Annotated in this window: 22 protein-coding genes; all 22 read right to left on the bottom strand. The window is 55.3% G+C overall.

Annotated elements, in window-relative coordinates:
• Positions 1–12: 12 nt before the first annotated feature.
• The 22 genes from BN348_RS06135 to hfq all read right to left on the bottom strand — a co-directional run bounded on the left by BN348_RS06135 (position 13) and on the right by hfq (position 19,768).
• A complete protein-coding gene (locus BN348_RS06135) occupies positions 13–291 on the bottom strand; it encodes a phage holin (protein WP_052446765.1) in 279 nt (92 codons plus the stop codon).
• A 301-nt stretch (positions 292–592) separates the two neighbouring features.
• Positions 593–1,807, bottom strand: a complete 1,215-nt coding sequence (locus BN348_RS06130; RefSeq protein WP_040196953.1) for a bifunctional chorismate mutase/prephenate dehydratase — start codon at positions 1,805–1,807, stop codon at positions 593–595.
• 67 nt (positions 1,808–1,874) lie between these two features.
• Positions 1,875–2,954 (bottom strand): chorismate synthase, encoded by a 1,080-nt coding sequence (gene aroC / locus BN348_RS06125; protein ID WP_040196951.1) that lies wholly within the window; start codon positions 2,952–2,954, stop codon positions 1,875–1,877.
• Entirely contained in the window at positions 2,935–4,200 is a 1,266-nt protein-coding gene (gene aroA / locus BN348_RS06120) for a 3-phosphoshikimate 1-carboxyvinyltransferase (protein WP_040196950.1), read from the bottom strand. Before aroA ends, aroC begins: the two co-directional genes overlap by 20 nt.
• 17 nt (positions 4,201–4,217) lie before the next feature.
• Complete coding sequence (aroB, locus tag BN348_RS06115) at positions 4,218–5,288, bottom strand: 3-dehydroquinate synthase (protein ID WP_242844315.1); 1,071 nt, start codon at positions 5,286–5,288, stop codon at positions 4,218–4,220.
• A gap of 98 nt (positions 5,289–5,386) precedes the next feature.
• Positions 5,387–6,226, bottom strand: a complete 840-nt coding sequence (locus tag BN348_RS06110; protein WP_040196948.1) for a prephenate dehydrogenase — start codon at positions 6,224–6,226, stop codon at positions 5,387–5,389.
• Between the two features lie 192 nt (positions 6,227–6,418).
• Positions 6,419–7,441 (bottom strand): 3-deoxy-7-phosphoheptulonate synthase, encoded by a 1,023-nt coding sequence (gene aroF / locus BN348_RS06105; RefSeq protein ID WP_040196946.1) that lies wholly within the window; start codon positions 7,439–7,441, stop codon positions 6,419–6,421.
• Between the two features lie 479 nt (positions 7,442–7,920).
• The gene (gene nadA / locus BN348_RS06100; RefSeq protein ID WP_040196944.1) at positions 7,921–8,841 is read right to left on the bottom strand and encodes a quinolinate synthase NadA; all 921 of its coding nucleotides are present in this window, start codon (positions 8,839–8,841) and stop codon (positions 7,921–7,923) included.
• A complete protein-coding gene (mnmA, locus tag BN348_RS06095; protein WP_478209979.1) occupies positions 8,838–9,917 on the bottom strand; it encodes a tRNA 2-thiouridine(34) synthase MnmA in 1,080 nt (359 codons plus the stop codon). Before mnmA ends, nadA begins: the two co-directional genes overlap by 4 nt.
• 116 nt (positions 9,918–10,033) lie before the next feature.
• Positions 10,034–10,561 (bottom strand): ComEA family DNA-binding protein, encoded by a 528-nt coding sequence (locus tag BN348_RS13095; RefSeq protein ID WP_052446764.1) that lies wholly within the window; start codon positions 10,559–10,561, stop codon positions 10,034–10,036.
• 42 nt (positions 10,562–10,603) lie between these two features.
• The gene (locus BN348_RS06085; protein ID WP_040196940.1) at positions 10,604–10,804 is read right to left on the bottom strand and encodes a hypothetical protein; all 201 of its coding nucleotides are present in this window, start codon (positions 10,802–10,804) and stop codon (positions 10,604–10,606) included.
• A gap of 182 nt (positions 10,805–10,986) precedes the next feature.
• On the bottom strand, positions 10,987–11,928 hold the full coding sequence (locus BN348_RS06080) for a transketolase family protein (protein WP_040196938.1): 942 nt from the start codon (positions 11,926–11,928) through the stop codon (positions 10,987–10,989).
• Positions 11,921–12,769, bottom strand: a complete 849-nt coding sequence (locus tag BN348_RS06075; RefSeq protein ID WP_040196937.1) for a transketolase — start codon at positions 12,767–12,769, stop codon at positions 11,921–11,923. Before BN348_RS06075 ends, BN348_RS06080 begins: the two co-directional genes overlap by 8 nt.
• Positions 12,770–13,027: 258 nt before the next feature.
• Positions 13,028–13,843 (bottom strand): HAD-IIB family hydrolase, encoded by an 816-nt coding sequence (locus BN348_RS06070; protein WP_040196935.1) that lies wholly within the window; start codon positions 13,841–13,843, stop codon positions 13,028–13,030.
• Positions 13,844–14,053: 210 nt separating this feature from the next.
• Positions 14,054–14,983 (bottom strand): RluA family pseudouridine synthase, encoded by a 930-nt coding sequence (locus BN348_RS06065; RefSeq protein WP_040196934.1) that lies wholly within the window; start codon positions 14,981–14,983, stop codon positions 14,054–14,056.
• Positions 14,980–15,471, bottom strand: coding sequence for a signal peptidase II (gene lspA / locus BN348_RS06060; protein ID WP_040196932.1), 492 nt, complete (start codon positions 15,469–15,471; stop codon positions 14,980–14,982). Before lspA ends, BN348_RS06065 begins: the two co-directional genes overlap by 4 nt.
• 299 nt (positions 15,472–15,770) lie before the next feature.
• On the bottom strand, positions 15,771–16,325 hold the full coding sequence (locus tag BN348_RS06055; protein WP_040196931.1) for a DivIVA domain-containing protein: 555 nt from the start codon (positions 16,323–16,325) through the stop codon (positions 15,771–15,773).
• A 16-nt stretch (positions 16,326–16,341) separates the two neighbouring features.
• Positions 16,342–17,133 (bottom strand): YlmH family RNA-binding protein, encoded by a 792-nt coding sequence (locus BN348_RS06050; RefSeq protein ID WP_156136435.1) that lies wholly within the window; start codon positions 17,131–17,133, stop codon positions 16,342–16,344.
• Complete coding sequence (locus BN348_RS06045) at positions 17,108–17,539, bottom strand: cell division protein SepF (protein WP_040196928.1); 432 nt, start codon at positions 17,537–17,539, stop codon at positions 17,108–17,110. Before BN348_RS06045 ends, BN348_RS06050 begins: the two co-directional genes overlap by 26 nt.
• Before the next feature lie 19 nt (positions 17,540–17,558).
• Complete coding sequence (locus BN348_RS06040; protein ID WP_052446763.1) at positions 17,559–18,293, bottom strand: YggS family pyridoxal phosphate-dependent enzyme; 735 nt, start codon at positions 18,291–18,293, stop codon at positions 17,559–17,561.
• The gene (locus BN348_RS06035) at positions 18,271–19,509 is read right to left on the bottom strand and encodes a biotin/lipoyl attachment domain-containing protein (protein ID WP_040196927.1); all 1,239 of its coding nucleotides are present in this window, start codon (positions 19,507–19,509) and stop codon (positions 18,271–18,273) included. Before BN348_RS06035 ends, BN348_RS06040 begins: the two co-directional genes overlap by 23 nt.
• A gap of 1 nt (position 19,510) precedes the next feature.
• A complete protein-coding gene (gene hfq / locus BN348_RS06030) occupies positions 19,511–19,768 on the bottom strand; it encodes an RNA chaperone Hfq (protein WP_040197038.1) in 258 nt (85 codons plus the stop codon).
• Positions 19,769–19,811 lie beyond the last annotated feature (43 nt).

Here is a 19,811-nt window from a genome sequence, read left to right as displayed (position 1 = left end):
TAAATCGGATGATCAGCTTCTCTGAGAGTAAGTCATCGCCCGTTCGCTGTCCTTGATACCCTTGGTCGTGGGGTCGGTGTTGATGCCCAAGAATTGCAGGACCGCCATGACGACCATAAAAATCAGGTAAGGCGTCGAGATAAATGCCTGGAACATGGCACCTACCTTGTCCCAGCTTGTCAGCATCTCCCCGGTGATGCCCATATAGGAGAATATCGGCATCAGGATGACCGAAATCAGTGAAATCCACCACATGGGATTTGTTAAGCGTACCTTCCAGTTAATATTCATAAAATATCCCCTTTCCATCTATTCTGTGCGATCGGATGACAGAACGAATCCGATTTCCCGTGCATGATTCAGCATGGTATTACCGGGCATAACAATACCCGACACATCATCATATGTACCATTTCAGGCCGGCGTACCAGTCGCCATTAAAATATATGTACACGCCGTGGATTTTATGATATCCATAAAAAGAGGCGTTTTGGGACAGATTGTCTCAAAACGCCTCTTGATTCCATCTTATTCATAAATGATCAAGCCATAGCGGCAGAAAACGCCGCTGTAAAGCGGATGGGCGGACCCATCACTCGGATAAAAAGCTTCCCAGAAATTCAAAATCCGTGTATTCCCGATACAGGCTGCAGATCAATTCAAAGGTATTCCGGTCGCGCAGGTCGGCTTCAAATTCCAGATAGAACTTGAACTGAAAATCCTTCCTTGCAAGCGGGCGGGATTCCAGCTTGGTCAAATTGATGCCGTTGACCGAAAAGCGGGTCAGCAGCTTATACAGCGACCCCGCCTCATGCGGCAGAACCAGCGCCAGACCGATTTTATTCGAACCCGCGGGGATCTGCAGATCTTTGGATATCAGCAAAAAGCGGGTGCAGTTTTCGTTGCTGTTCTGGATGCCGGCTTCCAAGACATCCAAGCCGTAAAGCGCGGCGCATTCATGTGAAGAGATGGCCGCAATCGTCACGTCCTCGCTGTCCGCCACGAACTTTGCCGCCGCCGCTGTGTTGGAGAAGCTGTTCTGCTGGATACTGGGATGCCTGCCCAGAAATTCACTGCACTGGAGAAGCCCCTGCTCATGCGAATAGACGCAGCGGATATCCTTTAAGGAACATCCCTTTTTGCCCAGCAGGTCGTGCACAACGTCGATTTTGCAGTCTTTCATGATATAGAAGCGGTACTTCTGCATCAAGTCGTAGACGGAAAGGACCGAACCGGCGGTTGAATTCTCGATCGGAATGACGCCGTAATGCGCCTGGCCCGATTCGACCGCTTGAAAAACATCCTCGAAATTCTCGACGAAAACCGACTGCTTTTCCGTGAACAGACGGTCACAGGCCTGGGAGCCAAACGCGCCCTTCACACCCGCGCAGGCGACGACCGGGTTTTCTTTCATCTCAGCCGGATGCTTCAGCGCGTCCTTTAACAGGGTGCGAACCGGGGTATCTTCGCGGTCAGCCTGTTTATAGAAGCCGACATGCACCGGCATCTCCTCCCGGGGGCCTTCGGCCTGGCGTTTTACATAAGCGGAAATCCGCTTGTGCTGCAGGTTTTTGCTGATGTCCATCAGCACCGTGAACCAGAGCCGGATTTCATGCTCAAACGGCTCGCCGGCCTGCCGGCAGACCTTCTGCAGAAGCTGTTCCTCCCGCTCGGGGTGAAAGATCTCCATCTGATGTTCAAGCTTATAGTCCGCAACCTTTTCGACGATGTCCATACGCTGTTTGAACAGTTCCACCAGCTGTTTGTCCAGCCGATCGATCTGTTCCCTGTATTCTTGTAATCCCACAGTCCTTCTCCCCTATTTCGGTTTATTCCATAATGGAAAACATTGCTGTCTGAATGTTTCCATTGATCTATGAAATCAGCTGGCTGAGCAGAGCGATTGCCATTGCGGCTTCGACACAGGGAACCGCGCGGGGCACGATGCACGGGTCATGCCTGCCTTTGACCGAGAGCTTCTGCTCCTCCCCGGTTACAAAAGACACGGTATCCTGTTCCTTTCCAATGGACGGGGTCGGCTTGAAAGCCGCGCGGAAGATGATCGGCATACCGGAGCTGATGCCGCCCAGAATGCCGCCGTGATGGTTTGTACGGGTTTTGACAGTGCCGCCATCGTTGTAAAACGCATCGTTGTTCTGACTGCCGAACAGCCGCGCCGCTTCAAAGCCAAGGCCGAATTCAATGCCCTTGACCGCCGGAATGGAGAAGACAATGCCGCTGATGACATTTTCCAGTCCGTCGTAGATCGGCGAGCCGACTCCTGCCGGGAAACCGACCGCCGCGCATTCGATGATGCCGCCGACCGAATCCATATCCAAACGCGCCTTCTCTATCTCGACCCGCATCCGTTCGCCCTGCTGGTCATCGATGACAGGAAACGGCTTCTCCCCGGGACCGAGCAGTTCCTCAGGCGTCAGATTGACCGGGTCGAACGGCCGATCCGCAACATCCTTGACGGATGAAATGTGTGCGCCGACCGAAATGCCGCGGCGCTCTAAAATCTGCTTGCAGACGCCGCCCGCAAAGACCAGCGGCGCGGTCAGACGGCCGGAGAAATGCCCGCCGCCGCGGATATCGTTATATCCCCGGTAGCGCAGATGCCCGGTATAATCGGCATGTCCCGGCCTTGCAAGCTGCTGCATCTCCTTATAATCGCCGGACTTGGTGTCGGTGTTCTCGATCACCGCGCACAGCGGCGTTCCGGTCGTCACACCGTCCACAAGGCCCGACAGGATCTTCGGCAGGTCCTGTTCCGCGCGCGCGGTGGAAAGCCGGTCCTCCTTCTTGGCGGTACGCCGGCTGGTAAAACGCCGCAGCTCCTCCAGATCAATCTTCTCGCCCGGCTGAAGCCCGTCGATTACGACGCCGATTCCGCCGCCGTGCGATTCGCCGAAGACGGACAGTTTCAGCTTCTCACCCCACATTGATGACATCCGCATTTCCTCCTAAATTCCGATAATCTTCAAAAAACGCCGGATAGGATTTCTCCACGCATTCGGCATGCTGGATCACAACCGGCTGACGGCAGCGCAGGCCGGCCACAGCCATCGCCATCGCGATGCGGTGGTCGTTGTACGACGGAACCGTCGCGCCGCCCCGAAGGGATTCCTTTCCGTAGATCTCCAGCGCGTCGTCATACTCCGTGATGTCCGCGCCCAGCCGTTTCAGGCAGTCGGTCACCGCCGCCAGCCGGTCGCTTTCCTTGATGCGCAGCCGCGCCGCACCGTAAAGGAGCGTCTTGCCCTTTGCGAACGCCGCGGTCACAGCCAGAATCGGCACCAGATCCGGGATGTCCGAGACATCCGCCTCGATGCCGTGCAGCGGCTGTTCAAAGAAGGACAGGCCGCCTTCACCGCTGTAGCCGGCGCCCATCGCTCTGAGAATGGAAACAATCTGCCGGTCCCCCTGTACCGAGGAAAGCGACAGATCCAGGCCGGTCGTCGCGCCGTACAGCGCGCCGGCGCACATAAAGAACGCCGCGTTCGAGAAGTCCCCCTCCACACGAATCCCGGCGGGCGTGAAGCTGCTGCCGGGATGAATCAAATATCCATCCGGCAGTTCGATCGGTTCAACGCCGAACGCCGCGAGCGTCTGAAGCGTCAGATGCACATAGGGCTTCGATTCAAACGGTTCTGTGATGTGGATTTCGCTGACTTCCCCGGTCAGCGGCAGAGCGAGCAGAAGCCCCGTAATGAACTGGGAGCTGATATTTCCGGGAATCACGAATTTTCCGCCGGTCAGCTTCCCGCTGATCGTAAACGGCATCATTCCCTGATAGTCAAAGACGACGCCTTTGTCCTGCAGGCTGTCCAGATACGGCGTGATGGGGCGTTCCGGCAGCTTTCCAGCGCCCAGAAAGGTCGTCTTGACACCGAGCGCCGCCGCGACGGGGATCAGGAAACGCAGCGTCGACCCGGACTCGCCGCAGTCGATCACCGCTTCCCTGGGCGGCTGCTCGATGCCGGTGATCCGCAGGTTATCCCCATCGATCTCAGCCTTTGCGCCCAGCGTCCTGACCGCTTCGAGCGTTGCGACGATGTCCTTCGAGAACGCAATGTTCTCAAGCTGGGATACGCCCTTTGACAATGCCGCGCACAGGATCGCACGGTGCGCCATGCTCTTGGATGCGGGCGGCGTGTACACGCCCTGCAGAGGGGATGCTGTGATACAAATATCCATAGTCTTCTCCCTATCGGTTATGCCCTTAAAAAATCCGTAAAGGCCGCCACATCGATGGTGTGGATCATGGCGTTTCCGATCTCTTTTAAAAGCACAAGATTCAGTGTTTGCCCCTTTCGCTTCTTGTCATGCAGGCAGTGCTGTGCAACCAGCTCGACAGGCATGTCAATGGCATCCGGCAGCGAGCAGTTCCGCAGAGCCGCTTTGATCTGCTCTGCGGTTCCCTTAGGGGTCAGTCCCGCGCGTTCGGCGGCTTTGGTGATCTGGTACATGCCGATGCCGACCGCTTTTCCGTGGGAATAGGTTTCATAGTTGTACTGCTTTTCAATGGCGTGTCCCAGCGTGTGGCCGAAGTTCAGCAGGAAGCGTTCGCCCTTGTCAAACTCATCGTGCTCGACAATCTCTCGTTTGATGTCGACGCAGCGGTAGATCACATCGGCCAGCTGCCCTCCAAAATCCCCGGCAGAAAGCAGCGCAAACAGCGCTTTGTCCCGGATGAGTCCATATTTCAGCGCTTCGGCTGTGCCGTCCGCAAAGACATCGTCGGTCAGGGTACTGAGCGTGTCGATGTCGCAGAGCACCAGCCTTGGCTGACAGAAGGTACCGACCAGATTCTTGCCGAAGCTCGTGTTGACGCCGGTCTTGCCGCCGACCGAGGAATCGATCTGGGACAAAAAGGTCGTCGGGATATTGATGAAATCGACGCCGCGCAGATAGGTGGAGGCCGCAAAACCGACCGTATCGCCGACCACGCCGCCGCCCAGGGCGACGAGCATGTCGCTGCGGGTGACATTGTGTTCCATTAGAAACGCATAGATCTGCATGACGGTATCCATATTTTTAGCGTTCTCCCCGTGCGGAAAGACAAACAGCTCGGCGGTAAATCCGGCGGATTCCAGCGAACGCTTGACCGTATCGGCATAGAGCGGCGCGACATGGTCCTCGGAGATGATCACAGCCCGCTGAGCGCTGGTGAGTTCCCGCAGATATTCGCCGGCCTGCCGGATCAACCCGTTTCCAATCAGCACTTCATAGGGACGGTTGGTGTGGACGGTCATCCTTTTCATCAATCGATCGGTTCCTTTCATGCCCGGCTGTCCCCTGCCTGATCAGGCAAGGACAGACCGGTTGCTTGATGTTCTCTTATATCGCCTCAGGAAAATCAGATATGCGCTGTCTGTGCGGATTACCCGATTCGCTCTTTCAGCTCTCGGCCATCCTTTAAAAGCGCCTTCAGACGTTCGGGCTGGTTGTCCTTGAGCGCATCACGGTATTCGCTCAGATGCTCGATCAGCATGTCCAGCTCATAGCCGAGACAGTCCCGATTCAGCAGAAACAGTTCGGTCCACATCGTCTCGTTGAGCTTCGCGACGCGGGATAAATCCTTGAAGCTGCCCGCGCTGAATCCCGCCTGCCGAAGCGCGTTCGGGCTTTTGACATAGGCGTTGGAGAGCACATGCGCGATCTGCGAGGTGAACGCGATGACCGTGTCGTGCTGCTGCGGGGTGGTGACTTCCACATGGGCAAATCCAAGCGCTTTGCTGAACGCTTTCATAAATTCTATTTTACCGGTATCTTCCCCCGGTGTCAAGATCATGCTTGCTCCGGCGAACAGGGTTGGGATGCTGTAATCGTAGCCTGAAAACTCCCGGCCGGCCATCGGATGCGCGCCGATGAAGTGCAGGTCCCGGCGGCCGATCAGCCGCTGTGCCTGCTCGACCACATACCGCTTGATGCCGCAGGTATCGGTAATCAGGCTGCCGGGCTTGAAAGCCTCAAGATGCTCTTCGATAAACCGAACCGCCTGATGCGGATACAGACAGAGGATCGTCATATCCGCCCGGCCGATCTCCTTTTTTTCTGTCAGAGCGCGGTCAATCGTCCCCTCGTTCAGCGCCTTCTGCAGGACCTTCTGATCGGTATCGCAGCCGATGACCGTGTAATCGGTGTATTCTTTGATTGCTTTGGCAAACGAGCCGCCGATCAATCCAAGACCGATTACGGCGACCTGAAAGTCGTGTTCCATGCTTCTCTCCCAATCTGTTGTTTATTTCATGCTGCCATCGAACAGACCGCTGTCCGTACGATGGCTGTCGGATGCGGCAGGCGCACAGCTGTCGTATACTGCACTTGGGCATCGGTTGTTCTTACCTCAGGATGTTTTCTTCTGCCCTTGAGCATCCGTTGATTCCTACCTCAGGATGTCTTCTTCGTATGCTTATTTCCATTCCGGCAGATGCCTGCCTTCGAATTCGACGGTGCGCCTGACGGTCTTCATGGTCTCTTCGAACTGTTCCGGAGTCAGGGACTGTGCGCCGTCGCAGAGCGCGTTCTTCGGATCGTTGTGCACCTCAATCATCAAGCCATCCGCGCCGGATACGATAGCTGCTTTGGACAGCGGCTCCACCAGCCAGGTGATGCCGGTTGCATGGCTCGGGTCGACGATGACCGGCAGGTGCGATTTCTTTTTAATGATCGGCACCGCAGAAAGATCCAGCGTATTTCTGGTCGCGGTCTCGAAGGTCCGGATACCCCTTTCGCAGAGGATGACCTTGCCGTTTCCGCCGGCCATGATGTATTCCGCGCTCATCAGCCATTCGTCAATCGTGTTTGCAAGACCTCTCTTCAGCAGGATCGGCTTGTCGGAATGGCCAAGCTCCTTGAGCATCTCAAAGTTCTGCATATTTCTCGCGCCGACCTGGATGATATCGACATCGGCGAAGTATTTCAGGTGTTCGATGTTCATGATTTCAGTGATGATCGGCAGCCCGGTTTCCTTCTTCGCATGAAGCAGAAGCTCGATACCCTGGGCACCGAGTCCCTGGAATGCGTACGGGGAGGTTCTCGGCTTGTATGCGCCGCCTCTGAGGATGGTGGCACCGGCCGCTTTGACCCTTCTCGCGACTTCGCAGACCTGTTCTTCGGATTCAACCGAACACGGTCCGGCGATGATCTGTACTTCATCTCCGCCGATCTCCAGTCCGCACACATCGATGACGGTGTCGTCCGGATGGAACTTCCTGTTGGCGTTTTTGTACGGTTCCTGTACGCGTTTGACGGTTTCAACCGCATCGTTGGATTTGACAAGATCGATATCAATCGCAGAAGTATCACCCACAAGACCGATGATCGTTGTGTTTTCACCGGTAATCACACTGGCCTTTACACCGTAGGATTCCAGATTCCTTACCAGTCCCTCCACCTGTTCAGCGCCAATGCCGTGTTTTAATATAACAATCATGATGATTTCCTCCTAAAATATATTATCTTTTGTATTGGTATTGATATCAGATCCTCCACTCTGCAGCTGCGAAAGTCTGACGATATAAAAATAAGCTGATACCTTTGTCACCAAAAGTATCAGCTCACATTTTCAGCATATGTATTTCGCTAAAATTTACTATGAGAGTATACTGTTCGGCAACCGATCCTTTTCTGCGCACCAAAAGAAGCCTGCGCTAAAGTAAAAGCCCAAGCTAAAAAAGTAATAAAAATATTCTTTTGTCATGCAATTGGACTTTAACGTTGCCATATCAGGTACTCTCCTTTCCTCAATATTTTAGCGCTTTAAAGCGCATTTGAATTCGTTAGTCTTATCATAAACGATTCCAGTGGATTTGTCAAGCTTTTTCTGCGAACTTTATCACATCTTCCAATATCTTTCCGGATTCTTGACAAATCTTAGCCGGAACAGAGAGAACCTTCCAACGATTCCCCACTTCACGCGTTCATACTGCCCAGCCGGATCATCTCGTCAATCGGTTTTTTCGCGGCCAGGCGCAGCGCTTCATCCAGCACAATCTCTTCGCCGCCCTCCCCGGTCAGGCTCTTGTAGACGTCGGCCAGATTGGTCACCCGCATGTTCGGGCAGATCAGGCGCTTGCTGAGTACCGGGAAGTTCCGTTCGGGCTTCAGCATGGCAAGGTAGTTCGCGATGCTGATTTCGGTGCCGATGATGCAGTCCCGATCGACTTCCAAGGCATACTGGACGATACCGGAGGTGGAGCCCGCGTAATCCGCGTGTTTTACAATCTCAGGCGGACACTCCGGATGTACCAGAAGCAGCGCGTCGGGATACCGTGCGCGCATCTCTTCGACATCGCGTTCGGTCACAGCCGCGTGGGTCGGGCACATGCCGTTCCACAGAATGATGTTCTTGTCCGGGCTGGTCTTCTTGATATAGGAGCCGAGATTGTAATCCGGGATGAACAGAATGTCCTTCTCATCGATGTTGTCGACGATCTTCTTGGCGGTCGACGAGGTCACGCAGACATCGCACACCGCTTTCAGTTCGGTCGTCGTGTTGATATAGGCGACCACCTTGTGATCGGGATGTTCTTCTTTATACCGCAGCACGCGCTGCGGACCGATCTGCTCGGCCATCGGGCAGGTTGCGATACCGACCGGCAGAATGACCTTCTTTTCGGGCGACAGGATCTTGACCGTATCGGCCATAAACCGCACGCCGCACAGTATCACGGTGTCGCAGTCGATATCCCTGGCGGCCAGGCTCAGCTGAAAGGAGTCCCCGACCAGGTCGGCGACCTCCAGAATTTCGGTGGACTGATAGCTGTGTGCCAGTATCGCGATGTTTTTTTCCTTCTTGAGCTTGCGTATGGTATCCTGTAAAGCAGCAATCATTGAATGGTACCTCCCCCAATTACGGTGTCGTCGTCGTAAAACACAACGGCCTGCCCTTTTGTGACGGCGCGCTGCGGCGTGTCAAAACGCACTTCGGCGGTGCCGTCATCCAGCATCGAGACCACGGCGTCGGCCGGTGTGTGCGCGTAGCGGATCTTCGCCTTGCAGCGGCGCGCATCCTTTAGGGAATCCGTCTCGATCCAGTTGAGTTCCCCTGCTGTGAGCCGGTCGGAAAACACCTCGTCCGAAATTCCCAGCACCACCGCGTTTTCTTCGGGACGGATGTCCACGACAAACATCGGCTGCGGGAAGCTGAGCCCCAGCCCCTTGCGCTGGCCGATCGTATAGTTCCAGATGCCGCGGTGCTCACCGAGCGTTCTCCCCTCTTTATCCACAAACGGGCCCGGCTTCATCTGCTCTCCGGTGTACCGCTCCAAAAACGCCGTGTAATCGCCGTCCGGCACAAAGCAGATGTCCTGGCTTTCCTTTTTACGGGAGACGACCAGACCGTTTTTTTCGGCGATCCCGCGCACCTCATCCTTGGAACGAAACGAACCGAGCGGCATGAGCGTCCGCGCAAGCTGTTTCTGCGTCAGGGTAAAGAGAACATAGCTCTGGTCCTTCGGCAGATTCAGCGCTTTTTTTAAGGCATAGCGGCCGGTCTGCGCATCCTGCAGGATGCGCGCATAGTGGCCGGTTGCAATGCAGTCCACGCTCAGGTCATCGGCCTTCTGCAGGAACGCGTCGAACTTGATGTGGCGGTTGCAGGCGATGCAGGGATTCGGCGTATGGCCCTTGCGGTAAGCTTCCACAAAGTAGTCGACAACCCTTTCGCGGAACAGGTCCTTGTAGTTGAAGACATAATGCGGAATGCCGAGCGTATAGCAGACCTCGCGCGCATCGTTGACGTCGTCGAGGGAGCAGCAGGTTTCCGCGCGCAGCTCGTCGAACTCATCGTTCAGATGCCACAGACGGAATGTGACGCCCACCACATCGTAGCCCTGTTCCATCAGCAGCATGGCGGCGACCGAACTGTCCACACCGCCGCTCATGCCGACCATGACCTTCTTTTTCAAATCCATACCACCTTACTTGTTTACGGTTACCGTTGGATGTTGATGTTCCTCCAAACGAAAGAAAGCGTATCTTCTTCGCTCCTAAAAAAACAGATCCTTGCAGACGATGCACCGGGTCACTCGATAACCGCATATTCCCGTATGGTTTCAAGCTTCTTTTCACCGATTCCCTTGACCTCCAGAAGCTGGTCCAAGCTGGTGAACACACCGATTTCCGCACGGTAATCGAGAATCTTTTCGGCAGTCGCCGGACCGATGCCCGGAATCCGCTGTAATTCTTCGGAGGTTGCCGTGTTGATGTCGATCTTCCCCTCGCCCGGCTGCATTTTCTCGGGCGCGCTGCTGGTCTGGCGCGGCGCTTCCTCCTCATTCGATGATTTTGAGGAAACCGGCTCAGACTCCGCGGCAGAACCATCCGGTGCGGACGATTCCTCCGACAATGCTGAAGCTGCGCCGGACGATTCATTAGACGAGCCGGATACAAAACCGGCGGAACTCCAGCCGGAGACCGCTTCGCTTTCACCCGACAGGTAATTGACCACAACCGGCTCTTTGATGTCCGGCGCGAACAGTGCGTTGTATGCCACCACCGCGACGATGAACAGCACCGCCACCGTGATGAGCACCTTCATATCCCTGTCCATTTACAAACTCATTCCTTCCGTCAATCGACGGGCGCACCGGAATCAAGCAATCCGCAAATCAGCTTGCTTTTGAAAAGGCATCTCGGCATAGCCAAACGGCGAAGCCGTCCGGTTATACCGGATCGCCAGGCTCTCTTGCATCCGTGAATAAAACATCTGTTCTCGTCTGTAAATTTTGTTCAGCGCTGGGATTTTAAATGGAATATCCATACCGGGAACATAGATTTCACCGGGACAGGCCATGCATGCGTCCTTCAAAACGCGCGGACCGGCCGCTGTATCCTGAACAAGCGCTGCATTGGCGCAGCCAAATCCGGCCGTGTCTGTTCATGTCCTTCGTATGGAGCTGGATCGTATAAAAAACATCGTTCTGTCCCCCTGCGAAGTCCCGCAGAAGGGCAGAACCGATGCATTCTGTTCTTATATTATTTCGACAGAATCTCCCTGACCGTCGCCTGGATGTTGTCCGAAGACAGCCCAAACAGCTTCAGCAGCTCGACAGCCGGTCCGGAGTAGCCATAGCGGTCCTGCACGCCGATCTTGTAGACCGGAACCGGGCATCCGCCGCAGACCACGTCGCAGACAGCCTCTCCGAGGCCGCCAATGACGTTGTGCTCTTCCACGGTCAGAATTTTGCCGGTTTCCTCGGCGGCTTTCAGGATGATTTCACGGTCGATCGGCTTAATCGTGTGAATGTTGACGACCCTCGCATGGATGCCGTCCTTCTTGAGCTGATCGGCGGCCTGCAAAGCCTCGTAGACCATCAGGCCCGTTGCGACAATCGTGATGTCTGAGCCGTCTCTGAGCTGCACGCCCTTGCCAAGCTCGAAGCGGTAATCCTCATTGGTGTTGAACACCGGCACCGGCAGCCTTCCAAACCGCATATAAACCGGTCCGTCATGCGCGGCGGCCGCACGGACGGCGGCTCTCGCCTCGATATCGTCGGACGGGTTCAGAATCGTCATGCCCGGAATGGTGCGCATCAGCGCAATGTCCTCACAGCACTGATGGGTTGCGCCGTCCTCGCCGACCGAGATGCCGGCATGGGTGGCGCCGATCTTGACGTTCAGATGCGGATAGCCGATCGAGTTGCGGATAATTTCGTAGGCTCTGCCCGCCGCAAACATCGCGAACGAGCTGGCAAACGGAATTTTTCCGCAGGTTGCAAGGCCGGCGGCGACCCCCATCATGTCGGCCTCCGCAATGCCGCAGTCGATAAAGCGCTCCGGGAACTGCGCGGCGAAGATGTCCGTCTTGGTTGCTTTGGAGAGGTCCGCATCCAGTACATAGATGTTTTCATGTTCCTTCGCAAGCTCCACGAGGGTTTCCCCGTAGCTCTGGCGGGTGGCGATTTTCTGTTCAGACATATGACTGCTCCTCCCCGTTGAATCTTTCAAATTCGCTCATGGCGACAGCGTGCTGATCCTTGTTCGGCGCGGCGCCGTGCCAGGATACGTTGTGCTCCATATAGGAAACGCCCTTGCCCTTTGTGCTGTTGGCGATGATGGCGGTCGGCTTGCCCTTGACCGAACGGGCGTGCTGCAACGCATGCTCGATTTCATCGAAGCTGTGCGCGTCGATGGTCAGCGTTTCAAAGCCGAATGCGGCAAATTTATCGGTGATGGGATGCGGCGAACAGACCTCACAGACCTTGCCGTCAATCTGCAGGCCGTTGTTGTCGACAAAGATGCACAGATTGTCCAGCTTCCGGTGCGCCGCAAACATCGCGGCTTCCCAGACCTGGCCCTCCTGGAGCTCCCCGTCTCCGAGGACCGCATAGACGCGGTAGCCCTTGTTGTCCAGCTTGCCCGCCAGCGCAATGCCGCAGGCGGCGGAGATGCCCTGGCCCAATGAGCCGGTTGACATATCGATGCCCGGGGTGCCCTTCATATCGGGATGCCCCTGCAGCATACAGCCCGGCTTCCTCAGATTTTTAAGCTCGCTGACCGGAAAGAAACCCTTGAGCGCAAGCGCCGCATAGAGCGCGGGCGCGGCATGGCCCTTTGAAAGCACCAGCCGGTCGCGGTCCTCCCATTTCGGGTTCTTCGGATCGACATGCATCTCAACAAAATACAGATAGGCAAGGATGTCCGCGATCGAGAGCGAGCCGCCCGGATGTCCGGACTTCGCGTGGTAGATCGCATCGACAGCATGCAGACGGATCTTGCCGGCTGTCAGCTCCAGCTCCCTTTTTAAACTGTCATTCATAAATCTTCAACTCCATTTCTGATTCTGCGCCATATGACACATTTGGCAGGATGTATCTGTGAATCTCAGGTTCGGTCTAAACCCTTTGCTTGTCTCTCTATTTCACCGCATATTTCTCTCTGCGGTTGTCGTTTGTTTTATAGAATATCATTGGGGCGGCACCGTTTATCGAAACGTCGGACAACCCCGTCCAACGAATGCAGCCCATTACGAAAGAAATCCGGCCAGTACGGTCTGTCTGCCTGGATACTGAAAATATCACATCGGATATAACGCTTCAAGGTGCTCGATCAGGGATGCGACTGCCCCCTCATCAAAAGGCCGCGCGATAAAATCCGCCGCCGCAAGCAGCTCTTTCGGCGCGCCGCCGACCACAGCGCCGATACCGGCCTTGCGCAGCATATCCTCATCGTTGTAATAGTCGCCGATTGCCGCGGTGTGCTCCATCGGGATGCCGAGCATCGCGGTCAGCTTCTGCAGAGAGGTGCCCTTGGTATGCCCCTGCGGCAGCATCTCATAGTAGTTCGGATCGGACTGCACAAAGTCCACGCCGTCGTAGCCCTTCTCCTTCACGAACTCCCTGAGCAGCTCGATCTGACGGCTTTCGCCCGCAAACAGCATCTTGAAACCGCCGCGGTCAACGCCGCCGCGCGTGATGTGCGCTTCTTCGACATATTCAATGGCAAGCAGTTCCTCGATATAAGCATTCTGGCGCACAATATGAAAGGAATCCCCCAGCACGATTTCCGATCCAATTTCCGGAAAGGCATCGAGGATTTCCTGACCATATCGGAGCGCCTGCCCAGGCAGAACGGCATTCCAAAGGAATTCCTTTTTATTGTAATCATAGATTGCGCCGCCGTTGAACATCACGAGCGGCTCATTGATCGGGAGTTTTTCCAGATAGCACCGCGCGGCCAGCGGCGCACGGCCGGTCGCCACGGTAAATCTGCCGCCCTTCCGCACAAACCGCTCGATCGCCTGCAGATTGCACGGCAGGATACCGGTCGATTTGGACATCAGCGTACCGTCCATATCGGTGATCAGCAGAATATCACTGAGTGATTGTATCATCCATCTTCCTCGCATTCGGTTGTATTGATAGCATTTACTGCTTGTTATTCATTCATAGTGCTGAAAGCATCCGGTTTACCTGATTCACTTGACGGGATTTCCAGCTACATCGCCCGAAGCTTCAACAAAAACAGGGCATTTTTTGCTGCCGGATACAGTTGATGTGATTCGAACACACGCGGTATAACAACTGCTTTTCCACGTGAGCACTCAGGAATTCTGCATCCGTCTAAGCTTATCCAAAAAGTTTTGGAAATAATCCGGCAGCTCGCTGTCAAATTCCAGATATTCGCCGCTTACCGGATGTACGAAACCGACCATCTTGGCATGCAGACACTGCCCCTCCAGTTCCCGGATGCACTTTTTCGGGCCGTACACAGGGTCGCCCGCAACCGGATGTCCAATATGGGCCAGATGCACGCGGATCTGATGGGTGCGGCCGGTTTCGAGCGTCAGCTCCAGATAGGTGAAGCCGCCCAGACGTTCCAGCACGCGGAAATGCGTGACGGCCTCGCGCGCGTTTTTCTGCGTGACCGCCATCCGTTTGCGGTCGACCGGATGCCGTCCAATCGGGTAATTGAGCGTTCCCGCATCCTCTTTGATATTTCCGTACACCACCGCATGATAGCGGCGGGTGAACGAATGCTCCTTGATCTGCCCGGCCAGCGACAGGTGCGCTTGGTCGTTCTTGGCCACCATCAGCAGCCCGCTGGTGTCCTTGTCGATCCGGTGCACGATACCGGGGCGCAGCACGCCGCCGATGCCGGACAGGCTGTCCCTGCAGTGGTACAGCAGCGCGTTGACCAGTGTGCCGTCCTCGTTGCCCGGCGCGGGATGCACGACCATGCCTTTCGGCTTATTGACCACTAGCAGGCAGTCGTCCTCGTACAGGATGTTAAGCTTCCTGTCCTGTGCCGGCAGGTCCAGCGCCTTCGGTTCGGGCAGTGTGACCGATATCAATCGATCGGAGGGCTTAATTTTATAATTTTTGGAAACCGTCCTTCCGTCGACCGACACCAAGCCGTCATCCAGCAGTCTCTGGATGGCGGAACGCGTGTGGCCGTCCATCCGTTCGGACAGCGCCTTATCGATGCGCTGGGACAAAAAGACAGGTTCCAATTCGAATTTCAGTTCTTTCAAACCGATTCCCGCTCCAATTTTACATGTTTTTTGCGTTTAAAGTAATCACCAAATAATAAATAAACTATGAAACATATCACGCCGACCACGACCAGACAGTCCGCAAAGTTGAAGATATAGAAATTCAGGAACGGAAAGTCGAGGTAGTCGATGATGGCGCCGCGGAAGATGCGGTCGATCAGGTTGCCCAATCCGCCCGCAATGATCATGGCGGCACAGGTCAGGACAAAGTTGCCCTTGATCTTCCTGCTGAGCATCAGCCAGACGCCAGCGGCCAGCAGCACCACGGCGATGATGATCAGGAATTCGCGGTGTCCGCTGAACAATCCAAAAGCGGAGCCTTTGTTCTCGACATAGGTCAGGTGAAAGATATTTTGTATCACCGGGATGCTCTGGCCCACGACCATATTGGCATCCACGAGAAATTTAATCAGCTGATCGACACCGATCAGCACGACAATGGATACGAGCGCGATATAGATTCCCATAGTACTCCTCCACGAAAATTTTGCGGCGTGCCCGAAGCGGGCGCACCGCATATTCTGCCATAAATGGCCTATCAGACTTGTCTATAATCCGGCACGGACGGTATCATACGGGAGTGGGCATCCGCATCTGGATATCGAAGCGGGGCCCTTTTGAACCTCGGAAACGCGCCGTACAGCACAGCTTCATCCAATGACAGGTTTTCCACCCAAACCGCCCTGATATTTCATTGCAGCACCGGGCAGCTGAAACGCGGCCCTTCCATTCGCGTTTCAGCTGTCCGCTGCGCGGTCTGCACCGTTCAATTGTAGGCCAGATTCTCTTCTTCCTCGGCCTTTTCCTCTGATGCACGGGATTTCGCCGGCGCATCGGCCTTCTCTTCCACCTTGACCGAACGCGCGGATTCGTCCACTTCCTCATCTGGAAGCGCCGTGATCAGTTCGATATGGGTCTTATAGATGGAAATCAGCTTGCTTTTGAAGTTGGAAACCTCATGCTGCAGACGGTTCAGCGAAAGCTGCTCCCGTTCGATCTGGCGGCGGGTATTTTCCATCATCTGCTCGGTCTGCTGGTTCGCGTGCTCAACAATCCGGGCAGCCTTCTCTTCCGCCTCAGCGACAAGCTGGTCGCCGGTCTTCTGCGCGCAGAGAATCGCCTTGCTCAGGCTGTCCTCTTCTTTGATGTACTCCTGCAGACGGCCTGCAACGACCCGCAGCTTCTCTTCGAGATCTTCCTTCTCCTCCAGAAGATTCGCATACGCCTTTGCAACCTCTTCCTTGTAGGCCTCGACGCTTCTGACATCGTAGCCGCGGAAGCTCTTTCGGAACCGGACTTCTTTGATGTTGTTCGGTGTCATCGTATCCTTAACCCCCTTAACGGTATTGTTCAATGGTGATATGCAGGTGGCCCTTTTTGCTGAGCGAGCCTATCCTGCTCAGTTTGTATTTTCCATATCCGCGAATCGAAAAGACATCCCCCTCTTTCAGCGGGATATCCGGCTTCGAGACGGTTTCATACTGTAACTGGACCAGCCCGCGGCTGATCAGCTCGCAGCTCTTCTGTCGGCTGAGCCTTGTGGCCAGCGCGACAACGGCATCCAGCCTTTCGGAGCCGATGGTTCCGGAAATCTCCTCAAAGGCCTGCTCCGATTCGATTTCAGGCGGCTGCGTCTCCTCGCACTTCACGCCGACCGAGCCGATCTTGACAACCTCATCCAGAATCAGCGGCACGACCTGCTCCAGCACAAAGAGGTATGCCTGCCCTTCCCCGACCACAATATCCCCGACGCATTCCCGCGCGATGTTCAGATGCATCAGCGTGCCGAGAAAGTCGCGGTGGGATAAGGCATACTGCTTCGGGTAGCGCACGCCGACGCAGCGCACCGGGAAGGACGCTTCCGAATCCTGTAGATAATCCGGCAGCGCGCCAAGCACCACCCTGGCGGCGCCTTCGTAGCCGCCGAAGAACCGGCAGCCTGTAAATCCCTGCTGCCGGATCAGCTCTGAGGCCAGAAAGACCTCGCGTTCATTCAAAAATCCTATGTACTTCGGAATATTCCGCGTCTGCGAAATGGCGAACAGGTCGCCGATGCGGGAGATAAACAGCCTGTCCTCCTCATTCAGATGGTTCAGGTTCATCTCAATAATACAGGTTGCCGTTCTCAATCTCGTCCAGAATCTCACCCATCAGATCGACGTTGTGCGCCGTAATGATGAAGGTGCTGCTGGAGACCTTCTGGACCTGGCCGTTGTTCGCGTAGGCGACGCCGCTTAGAAAGTCAATCAGGCGGCGGGCGGTGTCCTTGCCGGCTGCCTCGAGGTTCAGCACTACGGTTTTCTTCGCGTTCAGGTGATCGGCAATCGAGCTTGCCTCCTCAAAGCGCTCCGGCTTGACCAGCACAACCTGAAGCTGCGTGGTCGGGTGGATGTTGGTGATCTTTGCGCGGTTGCGGGCCGGCTCGCTGAAGGACGGCGCCGGTTTTTCCTCCTCAACCTTTTCTTCTATTTCATCGACTGTCTCTTCCTCAAATTCGTCGTCGGGGTTTCCAAAGAGTTTGTTAAAAAAGCTCATCCCTATTTTTCCTCCTACATTACACGTTGACCGGACGGCTCCTCCGTCCAAACAGCGCCGTACCCAAACGGATGATGTTTGCGCCGCACTGAATGGCTTCGAGATAATCGCCCGACATGCCCATCGACAGATAGGACATATCTATATTATCCATGTTTTTGGCCCTGATGTCAACAAATAACCGGTACATATCTTCAAAATATCGAAGAACCTGCTCTTTTTTTTCGCAAACCGGCGGAATTGTCATGAGTCCGCGCACCCTGAGGTGCCGCATCGAGGAAATCTGTTCCAAAAGCTGTTCGGTCATCTCCTTGGCGATGCCGGATTTGCTCTGCTCGCCTCCAATGTTGACCTCGACAAGAATTTCCATAACGCTGTCGCGCTTCGCCATCTCCTTGTCGATCTCCGAAGCCAGCTTCAGGCTGTCGACCGATTCGATCATACAGACCTTGTCGGCGATCTGCCGGACCTTGTTGGTCTGCAGATGCCCGATGAAATGGATGTCGACTCCCTGTTTGTCATAGATCTCGTACTTCTCCAGCAGCTCCTGCGCGCGGTTTTCGCCGAGCAGCGCGATGCCCTGATGGATCGCCTCATTGATGATTTCGGGATCGATGGTCTTAGTGACAGCCATCACGCGCAGATCATCGATGCTTCTGTTCGATTTTACCATCTGATTGTGAACCTGGTCCATAACACTTTTTAAACGTTCTCTAAGGGCGCGCTTCTCCTCATCGAAGCGGTTTTCCTTCATACAAATCCCTGCCTTCCACCACGATATTGTCATAGAGCTGCACCCAGCTGTACGCGCTGAGTTCCTCCTCTGAAATGCCTTTGTCGCTGGTCAGAACGTACGCGTCGGTCCGATAGATGATGTTGATGCGCTTAAAGACCGCATAATTCTGTTCATTGACATAAACGCCCTCCGTGCCGTCCTGAAGCCGGACCGCATCCTTATTGATGCGCAGGCCGGTATAGCTCGCGAACGTGATCTTCAGCTCGGCGGTGCGCATACGGGAAAGCGCGGCGTTCATATAATCCAGCCGGATGATCGCATACGCCTTGTCAGAGGTATTGTCCTGCTTGAGACCGACGACCGTTCCGGGCGCTTTGACGTCCGGCAGGTCCTCGAAGCTGACGGTCAGTGTGCTGCCCTCGGAGAATTTCTCCGCATCCGCGGGATCGACCGGCACCGCAATGCGCCAGTCATAACCGACAATGATCTTGCCCACGGCCGTGCCGGAGATCTGCTGTTTTTCATCCATCATCGCATCCAGGTCGGAAACCTTCAGCCGGTCAAGGTCCGAGACACTGAGACGGTCCTCAAACCCGTCCACAACGCTGGTAAAGTAGCCCGCCTCATCGGAGGTGATGTCCTGCACGCCCGCGCCGAGCTTGCCTTCCAGTTCGGAAATCTGGGTCTGCAGCGCACTTTTGCGCTCGGAGAAATCCTTCACCGTGCCCAAGGATACCTGACGGCGGTTCAGCTCGAACAGCAGCTCGCCGTGCACGCTCTCCGCCCTGTCGGCACAGGTGCCGTCCATCAGGTCGGACAGCCCATAGAGCTGTTCGCTGAGCTGTTTGGCCGTCATGTCGGCATCGGTCAGATAGACGACCGCCGACTGCTCGGCTTTCTCAAGCAGCTCGAGCTCCTCCTTCATACTGTCAATCTGTGTCTGGTACTGGATGTCGCTGTCATCGGTATACAGCTGCGCGACCTTGCCGCCCTTGGCGACCTTGCTGCCGTCCGACTGGGTGTAAGCAACGGCGTAATCGCCGGCCTGCTGTTCAATGAGCTGTTCATTGCGGATAATAAGGCCCTTGCCCTCCACAAAATCATCCATCGTCGCCTGATAGGCCGTTTCAAACTTGTACGGCGGATTCAGGTAGCGAAACAGCTGATATCCGCCGATGCCGAGCACGATCAGGATGATGAGGATTACCGCCAGCCGTCTGACAATCTTCTCCATCCTATCTCTCTCCGTTTGCCTGCGCTTCCTTCTCGACCGCCTCCACAATGTTGATCGATCGTGAAGGGATGATTGTGGAGATGGCATGCTTATATACAAGATTCTGTTTGCTCTCGCAGTCCAGCACCACGGTAAAGTTGTCGAAGCCCTTGACCACGCCTTTGAACTGGAATCCGTTGGTCAGGTAAATGGTGACCGGAATCTTGTCCTTTCTTGCCTGATTTAAAAACACGTCCTGCAGATTGATTGGTTTGTTCATCATCTTTGCACTTCCTTCCAAATAGTTCGCGGCTATCCGCTTG

It is taken from the genome of Candidatus Soleaferrea massiliensis AP7 (assembly GCF_000820765.1).
GTDB lineage: Bacteria > Bacillota > Clostridia > Oscillospirales > Ruminococcaceae > Soleaferrea > Soleaferrea massiliensis.
Note: the sequence above shows the minus strand (reverse complement) of the source record. Positions and strands in the feature narration are given on the sequence as shown.